15 protein-coding genes are annotated in these 22,649 nt (G+C 61.3%); 8 read left to right on the top strand and 7 right to left on the bottom strand.

Going from position 1 to position 22,649, the window contains the following annotated elements:
• The first annotated feature begins 130 nt into the window (after window positions 1-130).
• The 8 genes from ACEW8N_RS09870 (at window position 131) to cooS (ending at window position 9,652) form a co-directional block, all read left to right on the top strand.
• Window positions 131-1,849, top strand: coding sequence for a transposase (locus ACEW8N_RS09870; RefSeq protein ID WP_373499644.1), 1,719 nt, complete (start codon window positions 131-133; stop codon window positions 1,847-1,849).
• A 629-nt stretch (window positions 1,850-2,478) separates the two neighbouring features.
• Window positions 2,479-2,745 (top strand): transposase, encoded by a 267-nt coding sequence (locus ACEW8N_RS09865; RefSeq protein WP_373499643.1) that lies wholly within the window; start codon window positions 2,479-2,481, stop codon window positions 2,743-2,745.
• A 238-nt stretch (window positions 2,746-2,983) separates the two neighbouring features.
• Entirely contained in the window at window positions 2,984-3,433 is a 450-nt protein-coding gene (gene mscL, locus ACEW8N_RS09860) for a large-conductance mechanosensitive channel protein MscL (RefSeq protein ID WP_373499642.1), read from the top strand.
• 217 nt (window positions 3,434-3,650) lie between these two features.
• Window positions 3,651-3,974, top strand: coding sequence for a hypothetical protein (locus ACEW8N_RS09855; protein ID WP_373499641.1), 324 nt, complete (start codon window positions 3,651-3,653; stop codon window positions 3,972-3,974).
• 151 nt (window positions 3,975-4,125) lie between these two features.
• Window positions 4,126-5,778, top strand: coding sequence for a phosphoglucomutase (alpha-D-glucose-1,6-bisphosphate-dependent) (gene pgm, locus ACEW8N_RS09850; protein WP_373499640.1), 1,653 nt, complete (start codon window positions 4,126-4,128; stop codon window positions 5,776-5,778).
• Between the two features lie 34 nt (window positions 5,779-5,812).
• Window positions 5,813-7,045 carry an NAD(P)/FAD-dependent oxidoreductase gene (locus ACEW8N_RS09845; RefSeq protein WP_373499639.1) on the top strand — a complete coding sequence of 411 codons (1,233 nt, stop codon included), beginning with the start codon at window positions 5,813-5,815 and terminating at the stop codon, window positions 7,043-7,045.
• A gap of 71 nt (window positions 7,046-7,116) precedes the next feature.
• On the top strand, window positions 7,117-7,716 hold the full coding sequence (locus ACEW8N_RS09840) for a 4Fe-4S dicluster domain-containing protein (RefSeq protein ID WP_373499638.1): 600 nt from the start codon (window positions 7,117-7,119) through the stop codon (window positions 7,714-7,716).
• A gap of 55 nt (window positions 7,717-7,771) precedes the next feature.
• Complete coding sequence (gene cooS / locus ACEW8N_RS09835) at window positions 7,772-9,652, top strand: anaerobic carbon-monoxide dehydrogenase catalytic subunit (RefSeq protein WP_373499637.1); 1,881 nt, start codon at window positions 7,772-7,774, stop codon at window positions 9,650-9,652.
• A gap of 44 nt (window positions 9,653-9,696) precedes the next feature.
• Here cooS and ACEW8N_RS09830 read toward each other — a convergent pair whose 3' ends face one another.
• From ACEW8N_RS09830 to ACEW8N_RS09800, 7 genes are all read right to left on the bottom strand, one after another.
• Complete coding sequence (locus tag ACEW8N_RS09830; protein ID WP_373499636.1) at window positions 9,697-10,176, bottom strand: hypothetical protein; 480 nt, start codon at window positions 10,174-10,176, stop codon at window positions 9,697-9,699.
• Between the two features lie 12 nt (window positions 10,177-10,188).
• Window positions 10,189-13,458, bottom strand: a complete 3,270-nt coding sequence (locus ACEW8N_RS09825) for an efflux RND transporter permease subunit (protein ID WP_373499635.1) — start codon at window positions 13,456-13,458, stop codon at window positions 10,189-10,191.
• Window positions 13,459-13,524: 66 nt separating this feature from the next.
• On the bottom strand, window positions 13,525-14,730 hold the full coding sequence (locus tag ACEW8N_RS09820; protein ID WP_373499634.1) for an efflux RND transporter periplasmic adaptor subunit: 1,206 nt from the start codon (window positions 14,728-14,730) through the stop codon (window positions 13,525-13,527).
• Window positions 14,727-15,989 (bottom strand): TolC family protein, encoded by a 1,263-nt coding sequence (locus ACEW8N_RS09815; RefSeq protein WP_373499633.1) that lies wholly within the window; start codon window positions 15,987-15,989, stop codon window positions 14,727-14,729. Before ACEW8N_RS09815 ends, ACEW8N_RS09820 begins: the two co-directional genes overlap by 4 nt.
• Window positions 15,990-16,018: 29 nt before the next feature.
• Window positions 16,019-17,734 carry a cation:proton antiporter gene (locus ACEW8N_RS09810; protein WP_373499632.1) on the bottom strand — a complete coding sequence of 572 codons (1,716 nt, stop codon included), beginning with the start codon at window positions 17,732-17,734 and terminating at the stop codon, window positions 16,019-16,021.
• 297 nt (window positions 17,735-18,031) lie between these two features.
• A complete protein-coding gene (locus ACEW8N_RS09805) occupies window positions 18,032-19,606 on the bottom strand; it encodes an ATP-binding protein (protein ID WP_373499631.1) in 1,575 nt (524 codons plus the stop codon).
• Window positions 19,607-19,790: 184 nt separating this feature from the next.
• The gene (locus tag ACEW8N_RS09800) at window positions 19,791-22,580 is read right to left on the bottom strand and encodes a PAS domain S-box protein (RefSeq protein ID WP_373499630.1); all 2,790 of its coding nucleotides are present in this window, start codon (window positions 22,578-22,580) and stop codon (window positions 19,791-19,793) included.
• Window positions 22,581-22,649 lie beyond the last annotated feature (69 nt).

Genomic DNA, 22,649 nt, shown 5'->3' with positions numbered 1-22,649 from the left:
TATATAACAAATTGATATATCTATTTAAAAACGTTTATCCTTGGAAGCATTGCCTATTATGGCAAGACGCACCAATCTTTTTAAATAATTTATATTGACAGATATAATCGCCAAACAATATATAAGGATTATGGCCGATGAAAAATATTTCCTTCACCCCAAACACGACTGGCAAAGGCGCTACGAAGCCTTGAGGGCCTCCTTTATCGAACGGCTTCCCGCGAAAGTCGTCGCTGATCGCTTCGGGTACTCCGTCGGCTATGTCCATCTGCTTCGCCACCAGTTCACCCACGATAAAATAGACTTTTCCGAACCTGTTCCCGAGCAACAATCGAAACGGCGGGGCGTATCAGCGGAGGTGCGCGAAAAAATACGCCAGTGTCGTCAACTCAAGCTCTCAGCCGGTGAGATCGCTCAACTTTTGTCCGAAGACGGGGTTGAACTGTCGGTGAGAACCGTCGAGCGGATTCTAGCCGAAGAAGGCTTCCCCAAACTGCCGCGGCGCACCCGAATCACAATCGGCATGACCGTCAAGGGGGCTAAAATTCCGCAAGCCTCCGCTGCCATCGATATCAGCCAGATCCAATCGGCTCAGTTTGATTGTCCGGCGGCTGGAATTTTCATCTTTGCGCCCTTTATGCAGAAGCTGGATATCCAGAAAATTGTCAGCAATGCCGGGCTTCCGGGCACAAAGATCATCAGCGCCGTCAATTACCTGCTGTCCTTTCTGGCGTTGAAGCTGCTGGGTACCGAACGTCACTCCCATGCGCCCGATCACGCCTTCGATCCCGGATTGGGCCTTTTTGCAGGATTGAATGTCCTGCCCAAGTGCACGGCAATGTCCACCTATTCTTACAGTCTGGATCACGCGCATCTGCAAAAGCTTCAACTATCCTTCGTTCAACAAGCCAAAAAGCTGGGGCTGTACGACAATTCGGTCATCAATCTGGACTTTCACACCATCCCGCACTTCGGTGATGAGTCGGTCCTGGAAAATCACTGGGCGGGTGCTCGCAACAAGGTTATGAAAGGTGCGTTAACATTGTTTGCCCAGGATGCCGGCTCGAAGCTCATTGTCTACACCGCGGCCGATATCCATCGTGACGAATCCGATGAGCAGGTTACCGCTTTTCTGACCTATTGGAAGAAGGTCAACCGCGGGCTCCTGCCCACCTTTGTGTTCGACTCCCGTTTCACCTCGTATGGGCACCTGTCGGAGCTTAACCGCCAGGGGGTTCGCTTTATCACCCTTCGCCGCCGGGGTCGAAAGTTGGTTGAAAATGTCGCCGGCCTTCAACCGTGGACCAAGATTTTCATTCCGAATGCCAAACGCAAATATCCCAATCCACTGGTCCACGAATCCACGATTTCCATTGACAAATATGACGGCTCCCTACGCCAGGTGATCATTCGAGGTAACGGCCGCGAAAAGCCCGCATTCTTGATATCCAATGATTTCAAAACACCAGTCGAGTTGCTGGTGGGCAATTATTCGCGACGTTGGCGCGTGGAAAACGCCATCGCCGAGGCTGTCGACTTTTTCAACCTCAATGCCCTGTCATCGCCGATTCTGGTAAAGGTGCACTTCGATGTCATCATGACCATGATCGCCGACACCCTCTACAACATGCTCGCAGTCAAGTTGCGTGGCTTCGAGCACTGTGACGCTCCAAAAATTTTCAGAAACTTCGTCCGCGGTAAAGGCATCGTCAAGGTCAAAGGAGAGGATCTGACGGTGACATTTCCCAAGCGGGCTCACAACCCCATTTTACGATCGGTTCCATGGCATCGGATGCCGTCAAGTTTGTCATGGTTAAACGGCATAAATCTCAACTTAAACTTTGAGTGACGGATAAAATCTTATATGGTTTTGACGATTAAACCCTTCGCGAAAATCGGTGATAATGGAACCTGAAGTGCTCTACCCTGCTTTCGGTTGACAGGGGCGGCCTAAACTGGTTTGGATCGGAAACCAATCGATTCAGAGGCCGCCGGTTTTTCTTCTTTACCGAACGCGGTTCCATCGTGAACACCACGTGATATTGAGACAAGGCAATATTGCCCGAATGCCCTGTTGATACTATCAGGATAACAACGTGTTTGGGCCGCCCCCGGGCCGGGGCCTATTTCGCCGCCATCGGCAATGTCTGTTCGGGTCCGTTGCGGTTGCCGTAGGGGCGGGTTCCAAACCCGCCCCGTTACCGAGCCCATCACCAACCCCCAAACCCGCCCCATCCGTTGACGCCCAACTATCCCAGATGGTGCTGAATGAATATGGGAAAATTGTCAAAAACACATGGGAGGATTTGCCAAACCACATTGCAGGGATTGAATTGGACGAATTTGTGGTCATGCCAAATCATGTCCATTTCATTGTCGTTATCACCGGGGCGGGGTTGGAATTCGGGGCGGGGTTGGAATTCGGGGCGGGCTTGGAACCCGGGGCGGGTTTGGAACCCGCCCCTACGGGGGGGGCGCATGTTGTCGGAAATCGTGCGGCAAATGAAAACGTTTTCGGCCCGGCGCATCAATAACAAACGCTGCACCCCGGGGGTTTCTGTCTGGCAACGCAATTATCGGGAACATATCGTCCGAAACGAAACGGAATTAAACCATATTCGCCAATACATTCGTGACAATCCCGCCCGCTGGGAATCGGATAAATTGTATACCCCTACGGCCGCCCGACCCGACGAGATTCGTGAACCCGCCAGCGATTACGGTTTGGATGCCTGGATGATATGACCAACCGCCTTTGCGAAACCGGGATCGGGCAGACTGCCCTCGGCATCCAGTGGGAAGAAGATGGCTGTACCATTTTTTCTTGGCAGCGGCGAATAAAAGAGGTAGTTTGTCGAAAATGCAGGTCCGCGCAATTCTTATGCATCACGAATTCGCGGATCTGCGTGAGCCAGAGGCTGCAGCAGGACAGAAACCGGAACGCAGCGATCATTGAAACATTTCACCGAAAAGGAGAACTATCATGCAAATTATTAAGGAATTCAAAGAATTCGCCATGCGGGGCAACGTCCTCGACATGGCCGTTGGGATCATTATCGGCGCCTCGTTCGGCAAGATCATCAATTCCCTCGTGAACGACGTCATCATGCCGCCCATCGGGATGCTGCTGGGCAGCGTCGACTTCTCCGATCTGGCGATCACGCTCCAGGATAAGACCGCCGAAGCAGAGGCGGTCGCCCTCAAATACGGCGCATTCATCAACACGGTACTGGATTTCGTTATCGTGGCCTTTGCGATATTCATGCTCATCAAGCAGGTGAACCGTTTCAAGAAGAAAGAACCCGAAGCCGAGCCGATGACCAAGGAGTGCCCCAAATGCTGCACCGCCATTCCCATCAAGGCGACGCGCTGCCCGAACTGCACGTCGGAGCTTCTGCTCGAACAGGCTTCGCCGCAGGCGGTGATCGGATGAGATGAAGGCCCCTTCCAGGCATCCCAAACCACCTGGGAAAAGGATGCCCGGACGGCGGCGCGGCAGGCTTCCCGAGGATGGGCGGAGCCGCCCGATTTTGCGTGTTTCGCATTCCGTGCTTGACATGCCGGGCTGTCTCGAATAAACATCATGGCTGCTGGAAAGAGGTGTTGCTTTACGCATTGGACTTTGGGCTGAACAACAGGGAGGAATGTAAATGGCAGACTATTTGGTTAATGTTTTTTTGGGAGATGAACATCTTAAGAAGATCGAAGCCGCCGGCTTGCAGGGAAATGTCGTCGACATTGCCGGCAAAAAGGCCGTTCAGGTGCCGATGACCCAGAAAGACCAGAAAAAACTGGTCAAGGGCTTTCCCGGTCTGGATTTCGACGCCAGCAACGCATGCGTTCTCCCGGCGGAAGCCGAGGAAAAGCTCTTCAACATCGTTTTGGACATGAAGACCATCGACGTGATGAAATTCGCCATCATGAAGCTTTACAATCCCCTGGCGGGCAAGGCCCCGCGCTCGGCCCAGCGCTGATATCGATCCACACGAAGTATTCGCCTGTCGCACGGTGCAGAAACATCATTAACGAGGGAAACAGAATCCAAGGATTCATTTCCCTCGTTTTGTTTTAAAGGCCTGCAGCACTCGGTTCATACCCCACCGGTTCTGAAAGGAGATGAACGTTATGGCTGTCCATGAACTTGCCGGAAAACCCGCGCCGGAAGGACTTCTCGTCAATATCCCGAGGCTCGTCAGCCTTTACTACACGGGCCGGCCGGACCCCGCCAACCCCGCCCAGCAGGTGGCCTTCGGCACCTCGGGACACAGGGGAACGTCGCTTCGGAACAGCTTCAACGAGGCCCATATCCTCGCCACGGCCCAGGCCATCTGCGATTACCGCAACCAGGAGAAGATCTCAGGCCCCCTGTTTCTGGGGATGGACACCCATGCGCTTTCCGAGCCGAGCCACATGACCACTCTGGAGGTGCTGGCCGCCAACGGGGTCCGCGTCATGGTCCATCAGGGCATGGGATACACGCCCACCCCCGTCATCTCCCACGCCATCCTGACCCATAACTGCCACAACCCCGACCGTCCCGCGGACGGGATCGTCATTACGCCCTCCCACAATCCGCCGGAAGACGGCGGGTTCAAGTACAATCCGCCCCACGGCGGTCCGGCCGACACCGGGGTCACCGCCTGGATCGAAAAGCGGGCCAACGCCCTCATGGCGGACGGAAACCGAGATGTCCGGCGCATCCCCTATGAAAAGGCCCTCCGGGCGGAGACCACCGTCCAATGGGATTTCATCACCCCGTACGTGCACGACCTGGAAAACATCCTCCACATGGACGCCATCCGCGACGCGGGCATCCGGATCGGCGCAGACCCCATGGGCGGCGCGGCGGTGGGGTTCTGGGAGCCGATCGCAGAGCGGTACGGGCTGGATCTCAAACCGGTCAACACGACGGTCGACCCGACCTTCCGGTTCATGCCCCTCGACCGGGACGGCAAAATCCGGATGGACTGCTCGTCGCCATACGCCATGGCCCGGCTCATCGAAATGAAGGCGGACTACGACATCGCCTTCGGCAATGATCCGGATGCGGACCGCCACGGCATCGTCACCCGGAGCGGCGGGCTCATGAACCCCAATCATTATCTTGCCGTGGCCATCGACTATCTTTTCCGGAACCGGCCCGGCTGGCGGCCCGATGCGGCCGTCGGCAAGACCCTGGTCAGCAGCGCCATGATCGACCGGGTGGCCCGGTCCCTGGGGCGGCGCCTGTCCGAGGTGCCGGTGGGATTCAAGTGGTTCGTGGACGGCCTCGTGGACGGGACTTACGGATTCGGCGGAGAGGAGAGCGCCGGGGCCTCGTTTCTGCGCAAGGACGGCACCGTCTGGACCACGGACAAGGACGGCATCATCCTGAACCTGCTGGCCGCGGAAATTCAGGCCCGGACCGGGCGGGACCCATCGGAGCACTACCGGGGCCTTGTGGAAACCTTCGGCGATCCGATTTACGAAAGGCTCCAGGCGGAGGCCTCCCCCGAGCAGAAGGCGGTGCTGAAACAGCTCTCCCCGGACCAGGTCCGGGCCGACCACCTGGCCGGCGAGCCCATCCTGGAGAAGCTGACCCATGCCTCGGGCAACGGCGCGTCCATCGGCGGGCTCAAGGTCGTCACCGAAAACGGATGGTTCGCCGCGCGGCCCTCGGGCACCGAAGACATCTACAAGATCTACACCGAAAGCTTCAAGGGGGCGGATCACCTGCGCCGGATCCAGGACGAAGCCCAGGCCATGGTGGCCGAGGTCCTGAAAGCGTCCGGCGTGTGACGTTTTCTCCGCTTCTTCCCGAGAGGAGGCTTGCATGGAATATGTCATCATCGGCAACGGCATCGCCGGCATTCACGGCGCCGAGGCCATCCGCCGGCACGATCCGGAGGGCTCCATCACCCTCATCGGCGATGAGGCCGTTCCTCCCTACTGCCGGCCCATGATCAGCATGGTCCTGGAGGGCTCCGTCTCTCCGGAACAGCTTCCCATCCGGGACGCCGGATTCTACGACGCATTCCGGATCACCCCGGTCCTGGGCCGCCGGGTCGCAAACATCGATGTCGAAGGTCGCACCGTCCGCCTTTCCGGGGATGGCGGCGACATCCGTTTCGACAGGCTCCTCATCGCCTCCGGCGCCGATCCCCGACCCATTGCGGCCGACGGCCTCGACCTCGACCACATATTTTACATGCGGACCGAACAGCATGTCCGGGGGATGCTGAAGGCGCTGCCTTCCGTCAAAACGGCCCTGGTCCTGGGCGGCGGCCTGGTGGGGTTCAAGGCGGCCTATGGCCTCATGCGGCGCGGCATCCGCGTGACGCAGCTCATCCGCTCCGAATATCCCCTCTCCATGCAGGTGGACCGGACGGCCGGGGAGATGATCCTGGCCGAACTGGTCCGAAAAGGCCTCGACGTTCGGGTGGGCCTCTCCGCCGCAGCTTTTTACGGCAGGGGCCGGGTCGAGGGCGCCCGCCTTTCCGACGGTTCGGAGCTGCCCTGCGACATGGTGGTGATCGGCAAGGGCGTGCTGCCGGCCCTCTCCTTCGTGCCCCGGGACCGCATCGCGGTGGACCTGGGCGTCCTGGTGAACGAACACATGGAGACCAGCGCTCCCGGCATTTACGCCGCGGGGGATGCAGCCGAATTCGTCGATATCGCCAGGAAAACCCGCTGGGTCAACGCCATATGGCCCGAGGCGGTCCTCCAAGGCCGGGCCGCCGGGGCCAACATGGCCGGCCGGCCCGTGGCCCTCAAGGGCAGCCTCGGCCGGAACGTGATCCGCATCTTCGATATGGACATCATGACCGGCGGCTGGGTCGATCCCCCGGAAAGCCTGGGCTTCGAGGTCGTAACCCGCATGGATCATCACCGAAACACCTATCGGAAGATGGTCCTGGACGGCGACCGCCTGGTGGGCACGGTCATGGTGAACGACATCGACCAGGGCGGCACCCTGATCTCCCTGATCCAAAGCGAAACACCGCTCAAGGTTCCCGGCAAACGGCTCTTGACCCCCGGTTTCAATTACCGGCAGCTTTTGAACTGATTGATCCGCCGTCAGGGCCGAATGCCCGCAAGGCAACTGCCCCGCACCCTGTTCCCGGCAAAGGAGGAGATATGAAGCAAGTCGTGGTCCACCCCGAGCGCTGCGTCGGGTGCATGCAATGCATGATCGCCTGCGCCACCGCCCATTCCAAAACCCAAACCCTCATCACCGCCGTGCGGGAAAGCCCCCTGCCCAAGCCCAGGGTCCATGTAAGCGCGGGCATGCACGGTGAGGGATTTCCCAACCGGTGCCGGCACTGCGATCCCGCCCCCTGCATGCTGGCCTGCCTGCCCGGCGCCATCTTCCGGGTTCCCGAAACCAACACCGTTCTCATCAACCCCGACACCTGCATCAACTGCGCCTCCTGCGCCATGGCCTGCCCCTTCGGCGTCATCCGCTACCATGAGGATGCGGAAGCGCCCCCGGGCAAGACCGTCGCCGTCAAATGCGACAACTGCGCAGCAAGGCAGCGCAAGGGCCAAATCCCAGCCTGTGTCGAGGTCTGCAAGTCCGGCGCACTGACCTTCGAGGAGATGGCCGCGGCCCAGCATCGAAAGACGCGGGAGGTGGCGCGGTCGGTATCCAGGGACTCCGGCCGCGAAGCGCTCTCTCCGGGGTTCGCCATGCTCGCCGCCGTAAAGCGGACCCAGATCGACATGCAGAAACGCTGAGACACGTTGCCCCGACACCCTCTTTCAATAATGACTTCCATGAAGGGAGACCGATATGCTCAGGGATACTGAAAACAGGACCATCACCCAGGATGGACGGCTGATGCTGGAAAAGGCCGAGCAGGACCGGATCGAAACCGTGTGGGACCGCTACGAGGCTCAGACGCCCCAGTGCGGATACTGTGAAATGGGGTTGAGCTGCCGCATCTGCAACATGGGGCCCTGCCGGGTGGACCCCTTCGGGGAAGGCCCCCAGCAGGGGGTCTGCGGCGCCGACGCCCATATCATCGTCGCCAGAAACCTGGGGCGGATGGTGGCCGCGGGCGCGGCGTCCCATTCCGATCACGGCCGGGACCTGGTGGAGGTGCTCCATGAGGTGGCCGCGGGCCGGGCCCCGGGGTACGGCATCACCGACGAAGAAAAGCTCAGGCGGGTGGCCGCGGAGTACGGAGTCGAATCCGACGGAAAGGCGCCCCTGGAGATCGCAGGCGCCCTGGCCGACGCCATGATGGGTGATTTCGGGACGCGCAGAAAAGAGCTCACCCTGGTTGCCCGGGCGCCTGACAAGCGCAGGGAACTCTGGCGGAAGACGGGGATCATGCCCCGTGGGATCGACCGCGAGACCTCGGAGATGATGCACCGCACCCACATGGGCGTGGACAACGGCTGGCAGAGCCTGCTGCTTCACGCCCTCCGGAACGCTCTCTCCGACGGGTGGGGCGGATCGATGATCGCAACCGAGGTCTCGGACATCCTCTTCGGCACCCCCAAGCCCTCGGCCAACACGGTCAATGTGGGCGTCCTCAAGGCCGGCCAGGTCAACATCATCGTCCACGGCCACAACCCCGTGGTGTCGGAGATGCTCCTCCAGGCCTGTCAGTCGCCGGACCTCATCGCCCTGGCAAAGGAAAAAGGCGCCGCGGGCATCAACCTCGCGGGGCTCTGCTGCACCGGGAACGAACTCCTGATGCGCCACGGCATCCCCATGGCCGGCAACCACCTCATGACGGAGCTCGTCATCGCCACCGGCGCCGTCGAGATGATGCTGGTGGACTACCAGTGCATCATGCCCTCCCTCGGCAAGACGGCCTCCTGCTACCACACCAAGATGATCAGCACCAGCGACAAGGCCCGCTTCCCGGGCATGACCCACCGGGAGTTCCATCCCGACAACGCCCGCGACCTGGCGCGGGAGCTGGTGAGGGAGGCCATAGAGAACTTCGGCCGGCGCGGCCGGGTCTATATCCCCGTGGAACCGGTTCCGTCCCTGGGCGGATTCTCCGTGGAAGCCATTCTGGGGGCCCTGGGCGGCACGCCCGCGCCCCTTCTCGATGCGATCAAGGCCGGCCAGATCCGCGGGGCCGTCGGCATCGTGGGATGCAACAACCCCAAGATCAAGCATGACTACGGCCACGTCACCCTGACCCGGCAGTTGATCGAAAACGACATCCTGGTACTGGATACGGGGTGTGCCGCCATCGCCAACGCCAAGGCCGGGTTCAAGGTGGCCGAGGCCGTCCGGTACGCCGGCCCGGGCCTCCAGGCCGTTTGCGGCGCCCTGGGCATCCCGCCGGTTCTCCACATGGGAAGCTGCGTCGACAACGTCCGCATTCTCGTCCTGGCCGCGGCCCTGGCCGACGGCCTGGGGTGCGACATCAGCGACCTGCCCGTGGCCGGGGCGGCCCCCGAATGGTATTCCGAAAAGGCGGTCAGCATCGGCGCCTACTTCGTCGCGTCGGGGGTGTATACCGTGCTCGGGCCCATGCCCCCCATCACCGGCAGCATGAACGTGGTGAAGCTCCTGACCGCGGGGCTGGAGGATGTGGTGGGCGCGTCCTTCGCCGTGGAGCCGGACCCGGAGAAAGCGGGCATCCTCATCCGGCGGCGCATCGAGGACAGGCGGAAGCGTCTGGGGCTGGACGCCCGCACCGTCTAGACCGGCCCGGACTGCGCCGGGCCGGGCGACCCCTTTGTCTATCCCTATTTCAGGTCGTAGAAGACGCCGGCGGCCTTTTTCAGGCCGCCGGCCTTGATGAGGACCAGCAGTTCATACCTGCCGGTTTCCGGCATATTGAAGTAGCCGTCATAGCTCTTCATGGAGCTTTCATATTTAAGGGGCCGGATCTGGTCCCCGCCCCCGGGGGCGACCACCTTCATGGTGAGTGCAGCGTCGGTGACCTCCTTCTGGGTCGCCTGATCCGTCACCACCACCGTGATGTTATGGGTGGTCCCCGGCATGATGTCATCCTTCATCTTCATGTCCTTGAGCATGGTGCGGTGCTCGTCGTTGGCCATGATCATGAAGGTCACCTTGAGTCCCTCCACCAGCACCTCACGGGTGTCCATCTTCATGCCGCCTCCGCCCGACCCATGCTCGTGCGTGCCCTGGGCCCCCGCAAGCGCGGGGACCAGGGAGAAAACAACGGCGACCACAAACACACGCCATCTGGATGTGTTCATATCCCATCCTCCTTAGATTTGATGTTTTATCTCGTGTTTCATCTCCGGTGCATGCAGACGCCCGCGCTTGAGCGCCCGCTCCTTTACCATGGAAAAGATCAGGGGGGTGATGATGAGCACGTGGATGGTCGAGGTAATCACCCCGCCGATGATGGGGGTCGCCACGGGCTTCATCACGTCCGCTCCCACGCCTGCCGACCACATGATGGGGATCAGGCCGATCAGGGTGGTGCCCACCGTCATGATCTTGGGCCGCAGCCGCAGCACCGACCCCTCGACGGTCGCTTCCCGGATGTCCTCCGGGCTGATCTCCCCCATGGCCAGGCGGCGGTCGAGGGCCTCGTGCAGATAGATAATCATCACGACGCCGGTTTCCACGGCGATCCCGTAGAGGGCGATGTAACCCACCCAGACGGCCACGCTGAAATTGTACCCCAGGAGGTATTGCAGGATCACGCCGCCGGTCATGGCATAGAGGACGGCGACCATCAGAATGATCGACTCGGATATGGAGTGAAAAGTCAGGTACAACAAGATGAAAATCACGAAAAACACCACCGGCAGGAGGATCGTGAGCCGTTCCCGGGCCCGGAGCTGGAATTCGTACTGCCCGCTCCACGACAGGAAATACCCGGCCGGCAGCGCGAGCCGCTCCTGAATCACCCGCTTGGCCTCCTCCACATAGCCGCCGATGTCCCTTGCGGTGACGTCGATGAACACATACCCGGCAAGCATGGCGTCCTCGTCCCGGATCATGGCCGGCCCCGTGGTCACGCGGATGTCCGCCAGCTGCGCCAGAGGGATCTGGGCCATGCCCGCGCCGCCTGCCGCACCCATGGCACCGGATCCGCCCATCTGCGCCGGCACCAGGACCCGCTTGAGCTTCTCGACGTCATCCCGCAGCTCCCGAGGGTAGCGCACGTTGATGGGATAGCGCTCCCGGCCCTCGACCGTGCGGGAGATGTTCATGCCGCCGATGGCCGACTGGATCACCTCCTGGACCTCTCCCACCGTCAGGCCGTAGCGGGCGATGGCGTCGCGCCGGATATCGATATCCACGAAAAACCCTCCGGCCACCCGCTCGGCGTAAACGCTGCGCGTGCCGGGCACCGCCTTCAGCAGGCCTTCGATCTGAATGCCCAGGTCCTGGATGGTGTTCAGATCAGGCCCGAAAACCTTGATGCCCACAGGGGTGCGGATGCCGGTGCTGAGCATGTCGATCCGGGCGCGGATCGGCATGGTCCAGGCATTCTGAACCCCGGGAAACTGCATCCGACGGTCCATCTCCTCCACCAGCTCGTCGTAGGTCAGGGGGCGCTCGGCCCCGAAAACCGCAGCGGCGGCCGGACGCAGCCATCCGGGAAGGCGGGTGTAATCCCGTTTGACCGTGCGCCATTCACTTCGGGGATTGAGCTGGACCGTGGTCTCCATCATGCTGAACGGCGCCGGGTCCGTGGCGGTCTCGGCCCGTCCGGCCTTGCCGAAGACCGTATCGACCTCGGGAAAGCTTTTCAGGATCCTGTCCTGCAGGGCAAGGAGCCTTCCGGCCTCGGTCACGGAGATTCCGGGGCTGGTGACCGGCATGTATAGGATCGTGCCTTCGTAAAGCGGCGGCATGAACTCGCTGCCGATACGGACCATCAGGACGATGCTGACGGGGATCAGCAGGAAATTGATGAACAGGGCGGTTTTCTTGAACCGCAGGACCCAGCGGATGATCGGCTCGTACATCCATTTGAGGAAACGCGACACGGGATTGGCCGTCTCCGGCTTCAAGCCTTTGCCCTTGAGGAATATTGTCATCAGGACCGGCACCAGCGTGATGGCCAGAATGGAGGAGGCGGCCATGGCGAAGGTCTTGGTGAAGGCAAGCGGCCGGAAGAGCCGTCCCTCTTGGGCCTCCAGCATGAAGACGGGCACAAAGGAGACGATGATGATGATGAGGGCGAAGAAGATGCCCCGGCCCACCTGCCGGCAGGAGCGGATCACGGTGGCGGAACTGTTCAGGCGGTCTTCCTCCGTCCCCTCGGACAGGTGGCGATAGCCGTTTTCGACCATGACGATGGAGGCATCCACCAGAACGCCGATGGAAAGGGCGATGCCGCCCAGGGACATGACGTTTGAGGTGATCTTCAGGAAGAACATGGGGATGAAGGAGATCACCACCGCAATCGGCAGGACGAGAATCGGCACGAAGGCCGAGCGGAGATGCATCAGAAAGAATATCACCACCAGGCTGACCACCACGATCTCCTCGATGAGCGTCTTCTGGAGGTTTTGGATGGAGAGCCGGATCAACTCGGAGCGGTCGTAGGTCGGGACGATCCGGATGCCCTCCGGCAGGCCGGGCTTGATCTCCTCGATTTTGGCCTTGACGTCGTTGATGACCCTGAGGGCGTTCTCGCCGTGACGCATGACGACGATGCCGCCCGCCACCTCGCCGCTGCCGTTCAGTTCCACGATGCCGCGGCGGATGTCCGGCCCGAAGGCGACGCTGGCGACATCGCGCAGGAGCACCGGGGTCCCGCCCGCGCCTCCGATGACGATCGACTGGATATCCGAAAGCGACTTGATATAGCCCCGGCCGCGAACCATGTATTCCCGGCCCGACATCTCGATGAGGCGGCCCTCGACGTCGTTGTTGGACATCCGGATGCGCTCCATCACCTCGCGGATGGAGATCCCGTAGGCCGAGAGCCTGTTGGGATCGATGTTGACCTGGTACTGTTTCACGAAGCCGCCCACGCTGGCCACCTCGGCCACCCCCGCCACGCTGGCCAGCGAATACCGCAGGTACCAGTCCTGGAGCGTGCGCAGGTAGGCGAGATCGTACTCGCCGCTCTCATCCACCAGTGCGTAGGTGAAGACCCAGCCCACGCCTGTCGCGTCCGGGCCGAGGACCGGGCTTGCACCCTCGGGCAGGCGCCCGGAGATCTGCTGAAGGTATTCCAGAACCCGGGAGCGGGCCCAGTAGATGTCGGTGCCGTCCTCGAAAATGGCGTAGACAAAGGAAAACCCGAAATCGGAAAATCCCCTCACGGTCTTGACCTGCGGGGCCGAAATCAGGGCCGTCACGACGGGATAGGTCACCTGGTCTTCGATCAGGTCCGGACTTCGCCCTTCCCAGGGCGTGTAGATGATGACCTGGACGTCGGAGATGTCCGGCAGGGCGTCCAGCGGGATATGCTTCAGCGCATACCCCCCGCCCATCGTCAGGAGGGCCACGGCCGCGAAGACCATGAAGCGGTTTCTGGCACATATTTCGATGATTTTTTCGATCATGATCGCGCCCCCATTTGCTGCGGCGGCAGAAGCCGTCCTTCAGGATGCGCCGCATCCATTCTTATCTTAATGCTGATGCCCGCCCCCGCCCACGGCCTCCTTGAGCTTGGATTCGGAATCGATGAGGAAATTGGCGCTGGTGACGACCCGCTCCCCCGCCGCAAGACCCTCCACGACCTCGAAGAACGCCCCCGCCTTGACCCCCGTCCGGATCTCGCGGGGTTCAAGGTAGCCTGCGCCCTTGTCGACAAGCACCACCTTGCGGGTCCCGGTATCGATGACGGCGCCTTCTTCCACCGCGAGTCCTTCGCCGACGGGCGCCTGGATCTCCACGGTTGCGAACATCTCGGGCTTGAGCCTGCCATGGGGGTTGGCAAACTCGAACCGGGCCTTGCCGGTCCGGGTCTGGGGGTCCAGGTAGGGATAGATATAGATGGCCTTGCCCGTGAAGGCTTCGCCGGGCGCGTCGGCGAACCGGATGGATGCCGTCTGCCCCGGGTGGATGAACGGCAGTTCTTGTTCATAGATATCGGCGATGAGCCAGACCACCGAAAGATCGGCGATCCGGAAGAGCGTCATGCCCGCATCCACGAACTGGCCCTGGTTCACCATTTTTTCGAGGACATGGCCCGTGAACGGGCTGTACAGGGTGAGGGTTTTTTGCGGTTCACGGCGCTGTTCGAGGGCCCGGATCTGGGCGTCGCTGATATCCCAGAGCTTCAGGCGCCTGCGGGCGCTTTCGGCCAGAAGGACGCCGCCGCCGGAGACCTCCGGAAACGGGCTTCGGGACCAGTCTTTCCGGGCTTCCAGGGCGAGGAGATACTCCTCCTGGGTGGAGACCAGCTCCGGGCTGTAAATGGTGAGCAGGGCTTCTCCCCGGCGGACGAACCGGCCGGTGAAGTCCACATAAAGCGTTTCGATCCAGCCCGAGATCTTGGGCGACACGATGCCGATGCGCCGCTCGTCGTAGTCGATCCGGCCCACGGTGCGGATGATTTTGTCAAGGGACCTCCGCTCAACCGTTCCGAACCGCACCCCGATGAGCTGCTGACGCTCCGGGGAGACGTGGACGGTGCCGGGCGCGATCTCCTGGACCTTGCCCTCCTTCTCGATGGCTTCCATGGAAAGCCCCTTCAGGTCGTCAACATCATCCACCGGTGCCGCGGGTTCAGGCGGATCCGCACCGTGACCGGCCGGATGCCGGGTCTGGCCGAAAGCGGCGCCCACCGAAAGCAGGGTCAGCAGCAGGAAAATCCATACCAGGCGTTTCATTTGGCCACCTCCCGTGGAATCGTTTCGCCGACCACCGCCTCCAGCGCCGCCAGGCTCTTTTCATACTCGGTCAGGGCACCGTGGTAATCCAGTTCATAGCGGTAAAGCTGCATCCGGCTGTCAAGGAGGGTCATGAAGTCGGCCTTGTTGACCATGTATGCGCTCATGGCGGTATCGATCTGCAGCCGGGCCTGGGGAAGGATTCCCGTTCGGTAGAGCACGATCCTGCGCTCCAGCCGTTCGGCCATCGACCCCATGTCGGCGATCATGTAGAAGAGTTCATTCTGGACGTTCTCATAATCGGCCCTGGCGGCGCGGACGTCCGCATTGGCCGCAGCCAACCCGGGCGCCTGCCTGGATTTATGGAAAATCGGCAGGTTCATTTCGACCATGCCGGTGTACATGTCCGGCCGGTCTTCCCGCTGTCCATAGGCGACCCTCACGCTCAAATCCGGATAGTACTCCCGACGCGCCAGTTCAACCCCCTTGCCGCGCGCGGCGATCTCCTCTTTCAATGCCCGGAGGACGGGGCTGCTCGCCGCGGCCATCTCCTGGAGACCCGGAATGGAAAACGCGCCCGGCATGAATTCTGTTTCGGCGGGTCTGCCCAAACGCCCGTTCTGCGGCCGATTGAGAAGAAAGTTGAGCCTTGCCGCGGCTGCCTGTTTCTGCTGGGCCAGCATGCTCAGCTCATCCACCATCTTTGAGATCTCGACCTGATTCCGGATGACGTCCTCCTGGATGCCCTGCCCCAGGGCGTAGCGGGTGCTCGTGATCCTGGAAAGCTCTTCCAGAATGCCCTTGTTGCGTCGGGTGACCTCCGTGGCGCGGTAGACATGGGACAGGTCGTAAAATGCGGCTTTCACCTCCCGGACCACCTGGTTGGCGGCGTCCTCCGCCGCCGCGGCGCCGGCATCCGCCTCTCTGGCGGCGGCATCCGCGCTCAGGCCCCGTTTGCCGGGAAAAGGAAATTTCTGAGATACGGAGATCTCCTTCATGGTCATGTCTTCCTCGCCAAAATCGAAGCTCTCCGGAAGGCTGACCACGCCGACGCTGAGCATGGGATCCTCAAGCGCCCCCGCCTGGGGGATTTTTTCCTTCAGGGAGAGATGACGCTCCCGTGCCGAGGAGATTTTCGGGTTCTTTTCGAGCGCCTCCCGGACGAGCGGTTCCAGGTGCAGCACCGCCTCCTCTGCGGCTGATGCGCACACCGCCCCGAAAAAGAATGCAATCATTGCGAGGATGAATGGTTTTGTCATGGCTGCCTGCCCTCCGTAACGGTCTATGGCTACAACGCACATTGATCGCCAGTATCGGGTTCCTGTGGCATCAAGGCCAGAAAATCCGAAAGGTGCTTCGCGCGAAGCGCGCTGTCGATCATGCGCGGATCGCGAAAAAGGCGTGCGATCTGGGAAGCGATAACCAGTTGTGCGCCGGGATCGCTCTCGGGTGTGAGAATCAGAAAAATCACATGTGCGGGGCCGCCGTCCGGCGCGTCGAAATCGATCCCTGTCGTGGAAATACCCACGGCGACCAGGGATTCCCGCAGCCCGTTGATCCTGGCGTGGGGAATCGCGACCCCCTTTCCGACGCCCGTGCTGAGTGCTTCCTCTCGCGACCAGACGGCATCTTCCACGGTTTGCGCGTTCAGACCGCCCGCCTCGCAGGCTGCCGCCGTCAGTTCATGGATGACCCCGCGGCGGGAAACGGCCTGGAGTTCCGGCAGGAACAGTTTCTCGGAGAGGATATCCCGGAGCATCCGCTTCTTCTCGGTGCGGAGAATCAGCCGCATGGACGGACCGCTGATCATGGAGGTGACGATCGCCATGACAATCAGAGCAACGAAGAGCCTCTCGCGGATGATCCCCGCTTCCAGGGCGATCATGCCGACAATGATCCCCATGGCGCCGACGGAGACCATGGCAAAGCCGACCGCCCAGGCCTCCCGGGGCAGCATGCCGCCCCACCTCGCCCCCAGAGCGCCGCCGGCCAGTTTACAGACGCAGGCAATCAGGAGCACCGTCGCCACCAGGGGGAGGTCGAAATGGGCCAGGAAGTTGACCTTGAGGCCGATGCTCGCGAAGAACACCGGGGCAAAGATGAACGAAACGAAATCACCGATGATCACCCGGCTGCGCTCGCGGAGGTGGGAGGAGTCGCCGACGGCGACCCCCACGATAAAGGCCCCGAGGATCGCATGAATCCCGATCCATTCGGTGACTGCCGCGCCGAAGAGCCCCAGGACGAGGGCAAAACCCAACTCGCCCCCCGGACAGCGGGTATGCGCCTGCACAATCGGCAGCGCCTTGTGAATCAGCCACCTTCCTAGTGTAAGCATTGCGCCGACAAAGGCCAGCGTCAGCGCAATGGTCAGAAAGATGTTGTTGCCGCTCCCGGAGGGGCCCCCTTTGAGGCCCAGAATAACGGCGAAAACGATCCAGCCGACAAGGTCGTTGAAGATGGCCGCGCTGACGACCACCATGCCGAGATCCGTGCGGTAAAGGCCCATGTCCATGAGTGTTTTGGCGATGATGGGCAGGGCGGAAATCGACATGGCGATCGCAAAAAACAGGGCAAAGATCAGCGGGTCTGCGTCCGCATGCCTGCCAAGCGCTCCCGGTGCGGCCCACCCCAGGGCCAGTGCGATGGAAAACGGGATGACAATGCTCGCGATCCCGACCTTGAGGCCGATCCTGCCCTGCTTCCAGACCGTTGACAGATCGACCTCCATCCCCGCCACCAGCAGGAACAGCCCGATCGCCAGGGTCGCAAAGGTCTCCAACCCAATGGCGTTCACGCCTTCCAGGGGAAAGAGGAATTGACTTACCCCGGGCGCCAGGGTCCCCAGGACCGTCGGTCCAAGCAGAACGCCCGCGACCAGCTCTCCCAGCACGGCCGGCTGGTGAAACCGCTGGGCCAGCTCGCCAAGGCCGCGGGCCACACAGAGCAGAATGCCCAGGGAGAGGAACATCACGGTGATGTTATGTGAGGTCAGGGTTTCCATAGGGTCGGTTCATGGCCCGGGTTGAATCTCCTGCGCACGGGATCTGTGGAGAGGGAAATTACAAAACCTCGACACCTGTCCGATACCCGGGCTGCGTCTCTTCCCTTGTTGACTTGCAATAGTGTAAATTATGACGCATCCTGAAGGATGCGCAAGCCGGTTCTCCGAATTTTCGCGAAGTTTTCTGAAAAATCAGCCGGCCTGAAACGGATTTGCCAAAGGGTGCGACGGGTTCTTCGGCGCAGCTTTCTCTCGCATATTCGAAATGGAGGGTACCGGCCGGGGGCCTATATGGGCCTAGTGAAGATGGTCCGGCGCAGAGAGTTCCGCGGTGAACCAGAACCGGGATCCCTTCCCCGGGCTGCTCTCCACGCCGATCTCTCCGCCCATGAGATGAACGAGTTTTCGGCATATGGCCAGACCGAGTCCCGTCCCGGCATATCGCCTGGAGATGGAGTTGTCCGTCTGCTCGAAGCTTCGAAAAATCCGTTCATGGGCCTCCGCAGGCACACCCACGCCCGTATCGACGACGTTGAAACGAATCAGCTCGGGTTGGAGGGGCGGTTCCGACCGGCCGACCTGAACCGAAACCCCTCCCCGGTGGGTGAACTTGAGGGCGTTGCCGATGAGATTCGTCAGTATCTGCCTCAGCCGGACATAATCCCCGAGCACCAGCTCCGGCACCTCCGGGGCCGCCTCGATCTGCAGGCGAAGCCCCTTCCTGTCGGCCTCGATGGAAAACAGGCGCGTCATCTCCCGGAGGAGTTCCCGAACGCTCATGGGCTGGATCTCCAGCTTCGTCTTTCCCGCTTCGATTTTGGAATAATCGAGGATATCGTTAATGATCAGGAGGAGGGTTTTGCCGGCCTGGGATACAAGATCCACATAAACCCGCTGGCGATCGTCGAGGGGGGTGAGGGCGAGGAGATCGGCGGCGCCCAGAACACCGCTCAAGGGGGTGCGGAGTTCGTGGCTCATCTTGGCGAGAAACATCGACTTGGCCCGGTTCGCCGCTTCGGCCTGCTCCTTGGCCTGCACAAGCTCCCGGGTCCGCTCGTCCACAAGCGCCTGCAGGTGGTCGCGGTGCCGTTTCAGTTCTTCTTCCATGGAGCGCTTCTGGGTGACGTCCCGGAAGATGACCACCGCCCCGAGCACCTCCCCCCGGTCGTCCACAATCGGGGCCACGCTGTCGCTGATGCACCGCGGGGTGCCGTCCTTGGCAACGAGGGCCGCATGGTCCGGCAGTTCCAGCACCGCCCCTTCCTCCATGGCCCGCATTACCGGGAGTTCCAGCGCACCCCGGGTCCTTTCGTGAACGATCTGGAAGAGTTCCGAGATCTCTTTGCCCATGCCCTCGGCCTCCTCCCAACCGGTCAGCAGCTCCGCCACGGGATTGACGAAACGGACGATGCCGCGGGGGTCCGTGGCAATCACCCCCTCGCCGATGCTCCGCAGCGTGGTGGAAAACCATCTCTCGCTGGCCCTGAGCCTTTTTTCCAGGCCGTGTTTGCAAAGGGCCATTTCGATGGTGGCGAAAAGCTCCCGTTCATCGAAGGGTTTGATGAGATAGCCGAAAGGCTGTGTGGCCTTTGCCCTCTCGATGGTCTTGGGGTCCGAATAGGCGGTGAGGTATACGATGGGCAGGTCCATTTCCTCCCGGATCCGGGATGCGGCCGCAACGCCGTCGATGCCCCCCTCAAGCCTGATGTCCATCAGGATGATATCCAGCCTCGACCCGAGGGCCAGGCGGATCGCCTCCTCCCCCGACGAGGCCACCGCCGGAACGCCGTATCCAAGCTCGATCAGCTTCTTCTCCAGCGAGAGGGCCACCAGGCCCTCGTCTTCCACCACCATCACCCGGGCTTTCTCCATTGCGCTAAACTCCGGAAACTCAAGGTTTGCAGAAAAGATCCAATAGCATTCCTTATAGCGCTTCTATAACCCATTGTAAAGCCAAGTTTTTCTTGAATCGATCAAGCCAGCCTGAAAATGGTCCGGAAGCGGTGGGAATGCACGGTAAACCCCCGAAGCGGCGGACCCGCTTCCCTTTCCGGGGTCAGCCTTGCTTTTCAGGGGGCGGGTTCGGAAAGACCACCTCCATCTCCGTTCCCCCGCAGCTCCGGACCGTCATCGTTCCCTTGAGCTGCCTTACCAGCGCCTTGACGATGTTGAGTCCCAGGGAATCGGGCTGGTGGATGTCCACATGCCCGGGCAGCCCCGTTCCGTCGTCCGCGACGATCAGGGCCAGCCGGTTTTCCGGAACGGATCGAACGCGGATGCGGATATTCCCGCTTCTTCCCATGGCGAAGGCGTGTTTCAGGGAGTTGGAAACCAGTTCGTTGATGATGAGTCCGCAGGGCACCGTAGCAGCGGGGCTCACGGAGATTTCGGGAATATCGCAATGTACCCCTGCGGCGACGTTGGTGGAATTCGCCCGCACGATGGCGTGAACGAGGTCTTCGACGAAGCCGGCCAGCATGATGCTGGAAACATCTCCCATCCCGTAGAGCCGCTCATGGATCATGGACATGGTCTTGACTCGCTGTCGGCTGTCCCGGAAGGCATTCAGGATTTCAGGGGTATTGACGGTACCCGCCTGGAGATCCAGGAGGCTCGAAATGATCTGGAGGTTGTTCTTGACCCGATGATGAATCTCCCTGAGGAGGATCTCCTTCTCCTGCAGGGACTTCCTCAACTGCCGCTCCATCATGCGCCTGTCCGTGACGTCACGCAGGTTGATGACGACAGCCCCCACGGCCGGCAGATGGAGAAGGTTCTTTCCCACAGCCTCGAGAGTCCGCCAGGACCCGTCCCGATGCTGAAACCGGAATTCTCCACGCTCCACGGCGCCCGGGTGTTTCACGGCTCGCTCGAAAATCTCCCGAATCGGGGCGGCGTCCTCGGGGTGGATCAGGGTGAAGGCGTCCAATCCGATGAGTTCATCGGGCCTATATCCGACGATCCGCTCCACGGATGGGCTTTCAAAGAGAATGGTCCCGTCTGCCCCCATGATGGTCACGATGTCCATGGCGTTCTCGAAGAGGCTCCGATAGTACTCCTCCTTCCGACGAAGCTCCTCCCGGGCCTGCCTGCGCTCGGAGATATCGATCTGGATACCGTACATGCCGCGGGGCTCACCCGATTCGTCATAGACAAGCCTGCCGAGGTCATTGATCCAGCGGATGCTGCCGTCGGGCCACACGACCCGATAGGCGATGTCGAGATCGGTCCGGTTGACGACCGCCTCGGTCACGAGCCGATCCGCCTCCGCCCGGTCCTCGGGGTGGAGCATCCCGAGCCAGTTCTCATACCTCGCCGGCACGCTGCCCGGCTCCAGTCCGAGCACCAGGTAGTTCTCGTCGGACCAGATCGCCTCGTTGGTCTGTTTTCTCCACTCCCATGCCCCCGCGTTTGCGGCCCGCAATGCCTGGCTCATCCGCTCCCTGCTCTCCAGGAGCGACCGCTCCGCTTTCTCGCGCTCCCGCTCCTCCTTTTTCCGCTCCAGATGTGCTTTGAGGATGGGACCGATGAAGGCCGCGATCCGTTCGAGAAGGGCCTGGTCATGGGCATCGTAGTCGATCCCCTTGTTGGCCAGGGCGAACTGGCCGATCACCGTCTCCTGAAACAGGACCGGCACGCAGATCGCCCGGGAAAGGGAAATATGCCCCGGGGGCGTCTTCAACCCGTCGTTGGTGACGTGGGTCCTGCCCTGGAGGAGGGATTCCCCCCACAGGCCGGTCCAGGTCTCCCGGGGAAAGACGATGCTCTTATGGCTCATCCGGCATTGGTCCCAGACCTCCCGTGTCAAGGAGGGGCTGACCAGGTTTCCTTCGTCGTCGATGAAGGCGAAAAATCCGATGGGGCTGTCCACCGCTTCGAGAAGAACATCCAGAAGATTGGCGTAGACGTCGTCTCCCGCCACCGTCAGGAACACCTCCTGGAGCCGGTTCATGACGGTAAGGGCCCGCTCCTCGCGCTTGCGCCCGGTGATGTCCCGAATCTGGGCAAGGAGGCAGGGGGTCCCGGCGAGATCGATGATCTCGGCCGAGACCAGGGTGTCGATTTTTCGACCGCCTCTGGACCGGTACCGAAAATCCTGGTCATAGATCTCCCCATGGCGCCGGAGGGCCTCGATCATCCGGGCCCGGTCCGCCGCATCCCACCAGATCCCCACTTCCAGGGTGGTGCGGCCGATCACCTCCTCCCTTCCATACCCCGTCACCCGCTCAAAGGATTTGTTCACTTCGACAAACCGGCCCTCGGCAACGGAGGTGATGACAATCGCCTCGGGGCTCGACCGAAAGATCGTCCCGAACTTGGCTTCGCTCTCCCTGAGCTGCTCCTCGGCCAGCCTGGCGCGACGATCCTCCTCCGTGGTGCAGACCGCTCCTTCCCACCGGCCTTTTCTGACCAAGGGGAGGATCCATCCCGACTGCCAGGAGTCTCGGCCCGCGGGGGTCCGGACGGGAACGGAAGAATACGGCACCGCCTTCAGGGTCTCCTTTGCCTTGCGGTAAAAGAGCTCAAAGTGCCGGATGGTCTCCCTCGGAAAGTCCTTGAACACCGAAAGACCTTTCATCTCTTCGGGCGCCATGCCGGCGATGGCGCCCATGCCTCTGTTCGCATACCGGATCCGGTCGGCCGCGTCGGTAACCCAGATGCCGGTGACCAGGGAATCCAGGATTGTTTCGAAGAGATTGCGCCGATCCGTGCCCTGGAGACCGCCCTCGTCCGGGTCTGCATCCTCCTCCTGCTTCGGAACCAGGGCATCCACGACCTGGAGCCGTTCTCTGAGACCCTGGAGCTCCTCGATGAGCTGTTTTCTGGTCTTGTCCTTGTCCTGCAAGGCCTTCCTCCTCATCTGCGCCCGCCTGCTCGAAGGCGTTTCTCGCCGTATCGACCTGGCTCGAATGCG

Origin of the sequence: Desulfococcus sp., assembly GCF_041737845.1 — a bacterium.
Classification (GTDB): Bacteria; Desulfobacterota; Desulfobacteria; order Desulfobacterales; family Desulfococcaceae; genus Desulfococcus.
Note: the sequence above shows the minus strand (reverse complement) of the source record. Positions and strands in the feature narration are given on the sequence as shown.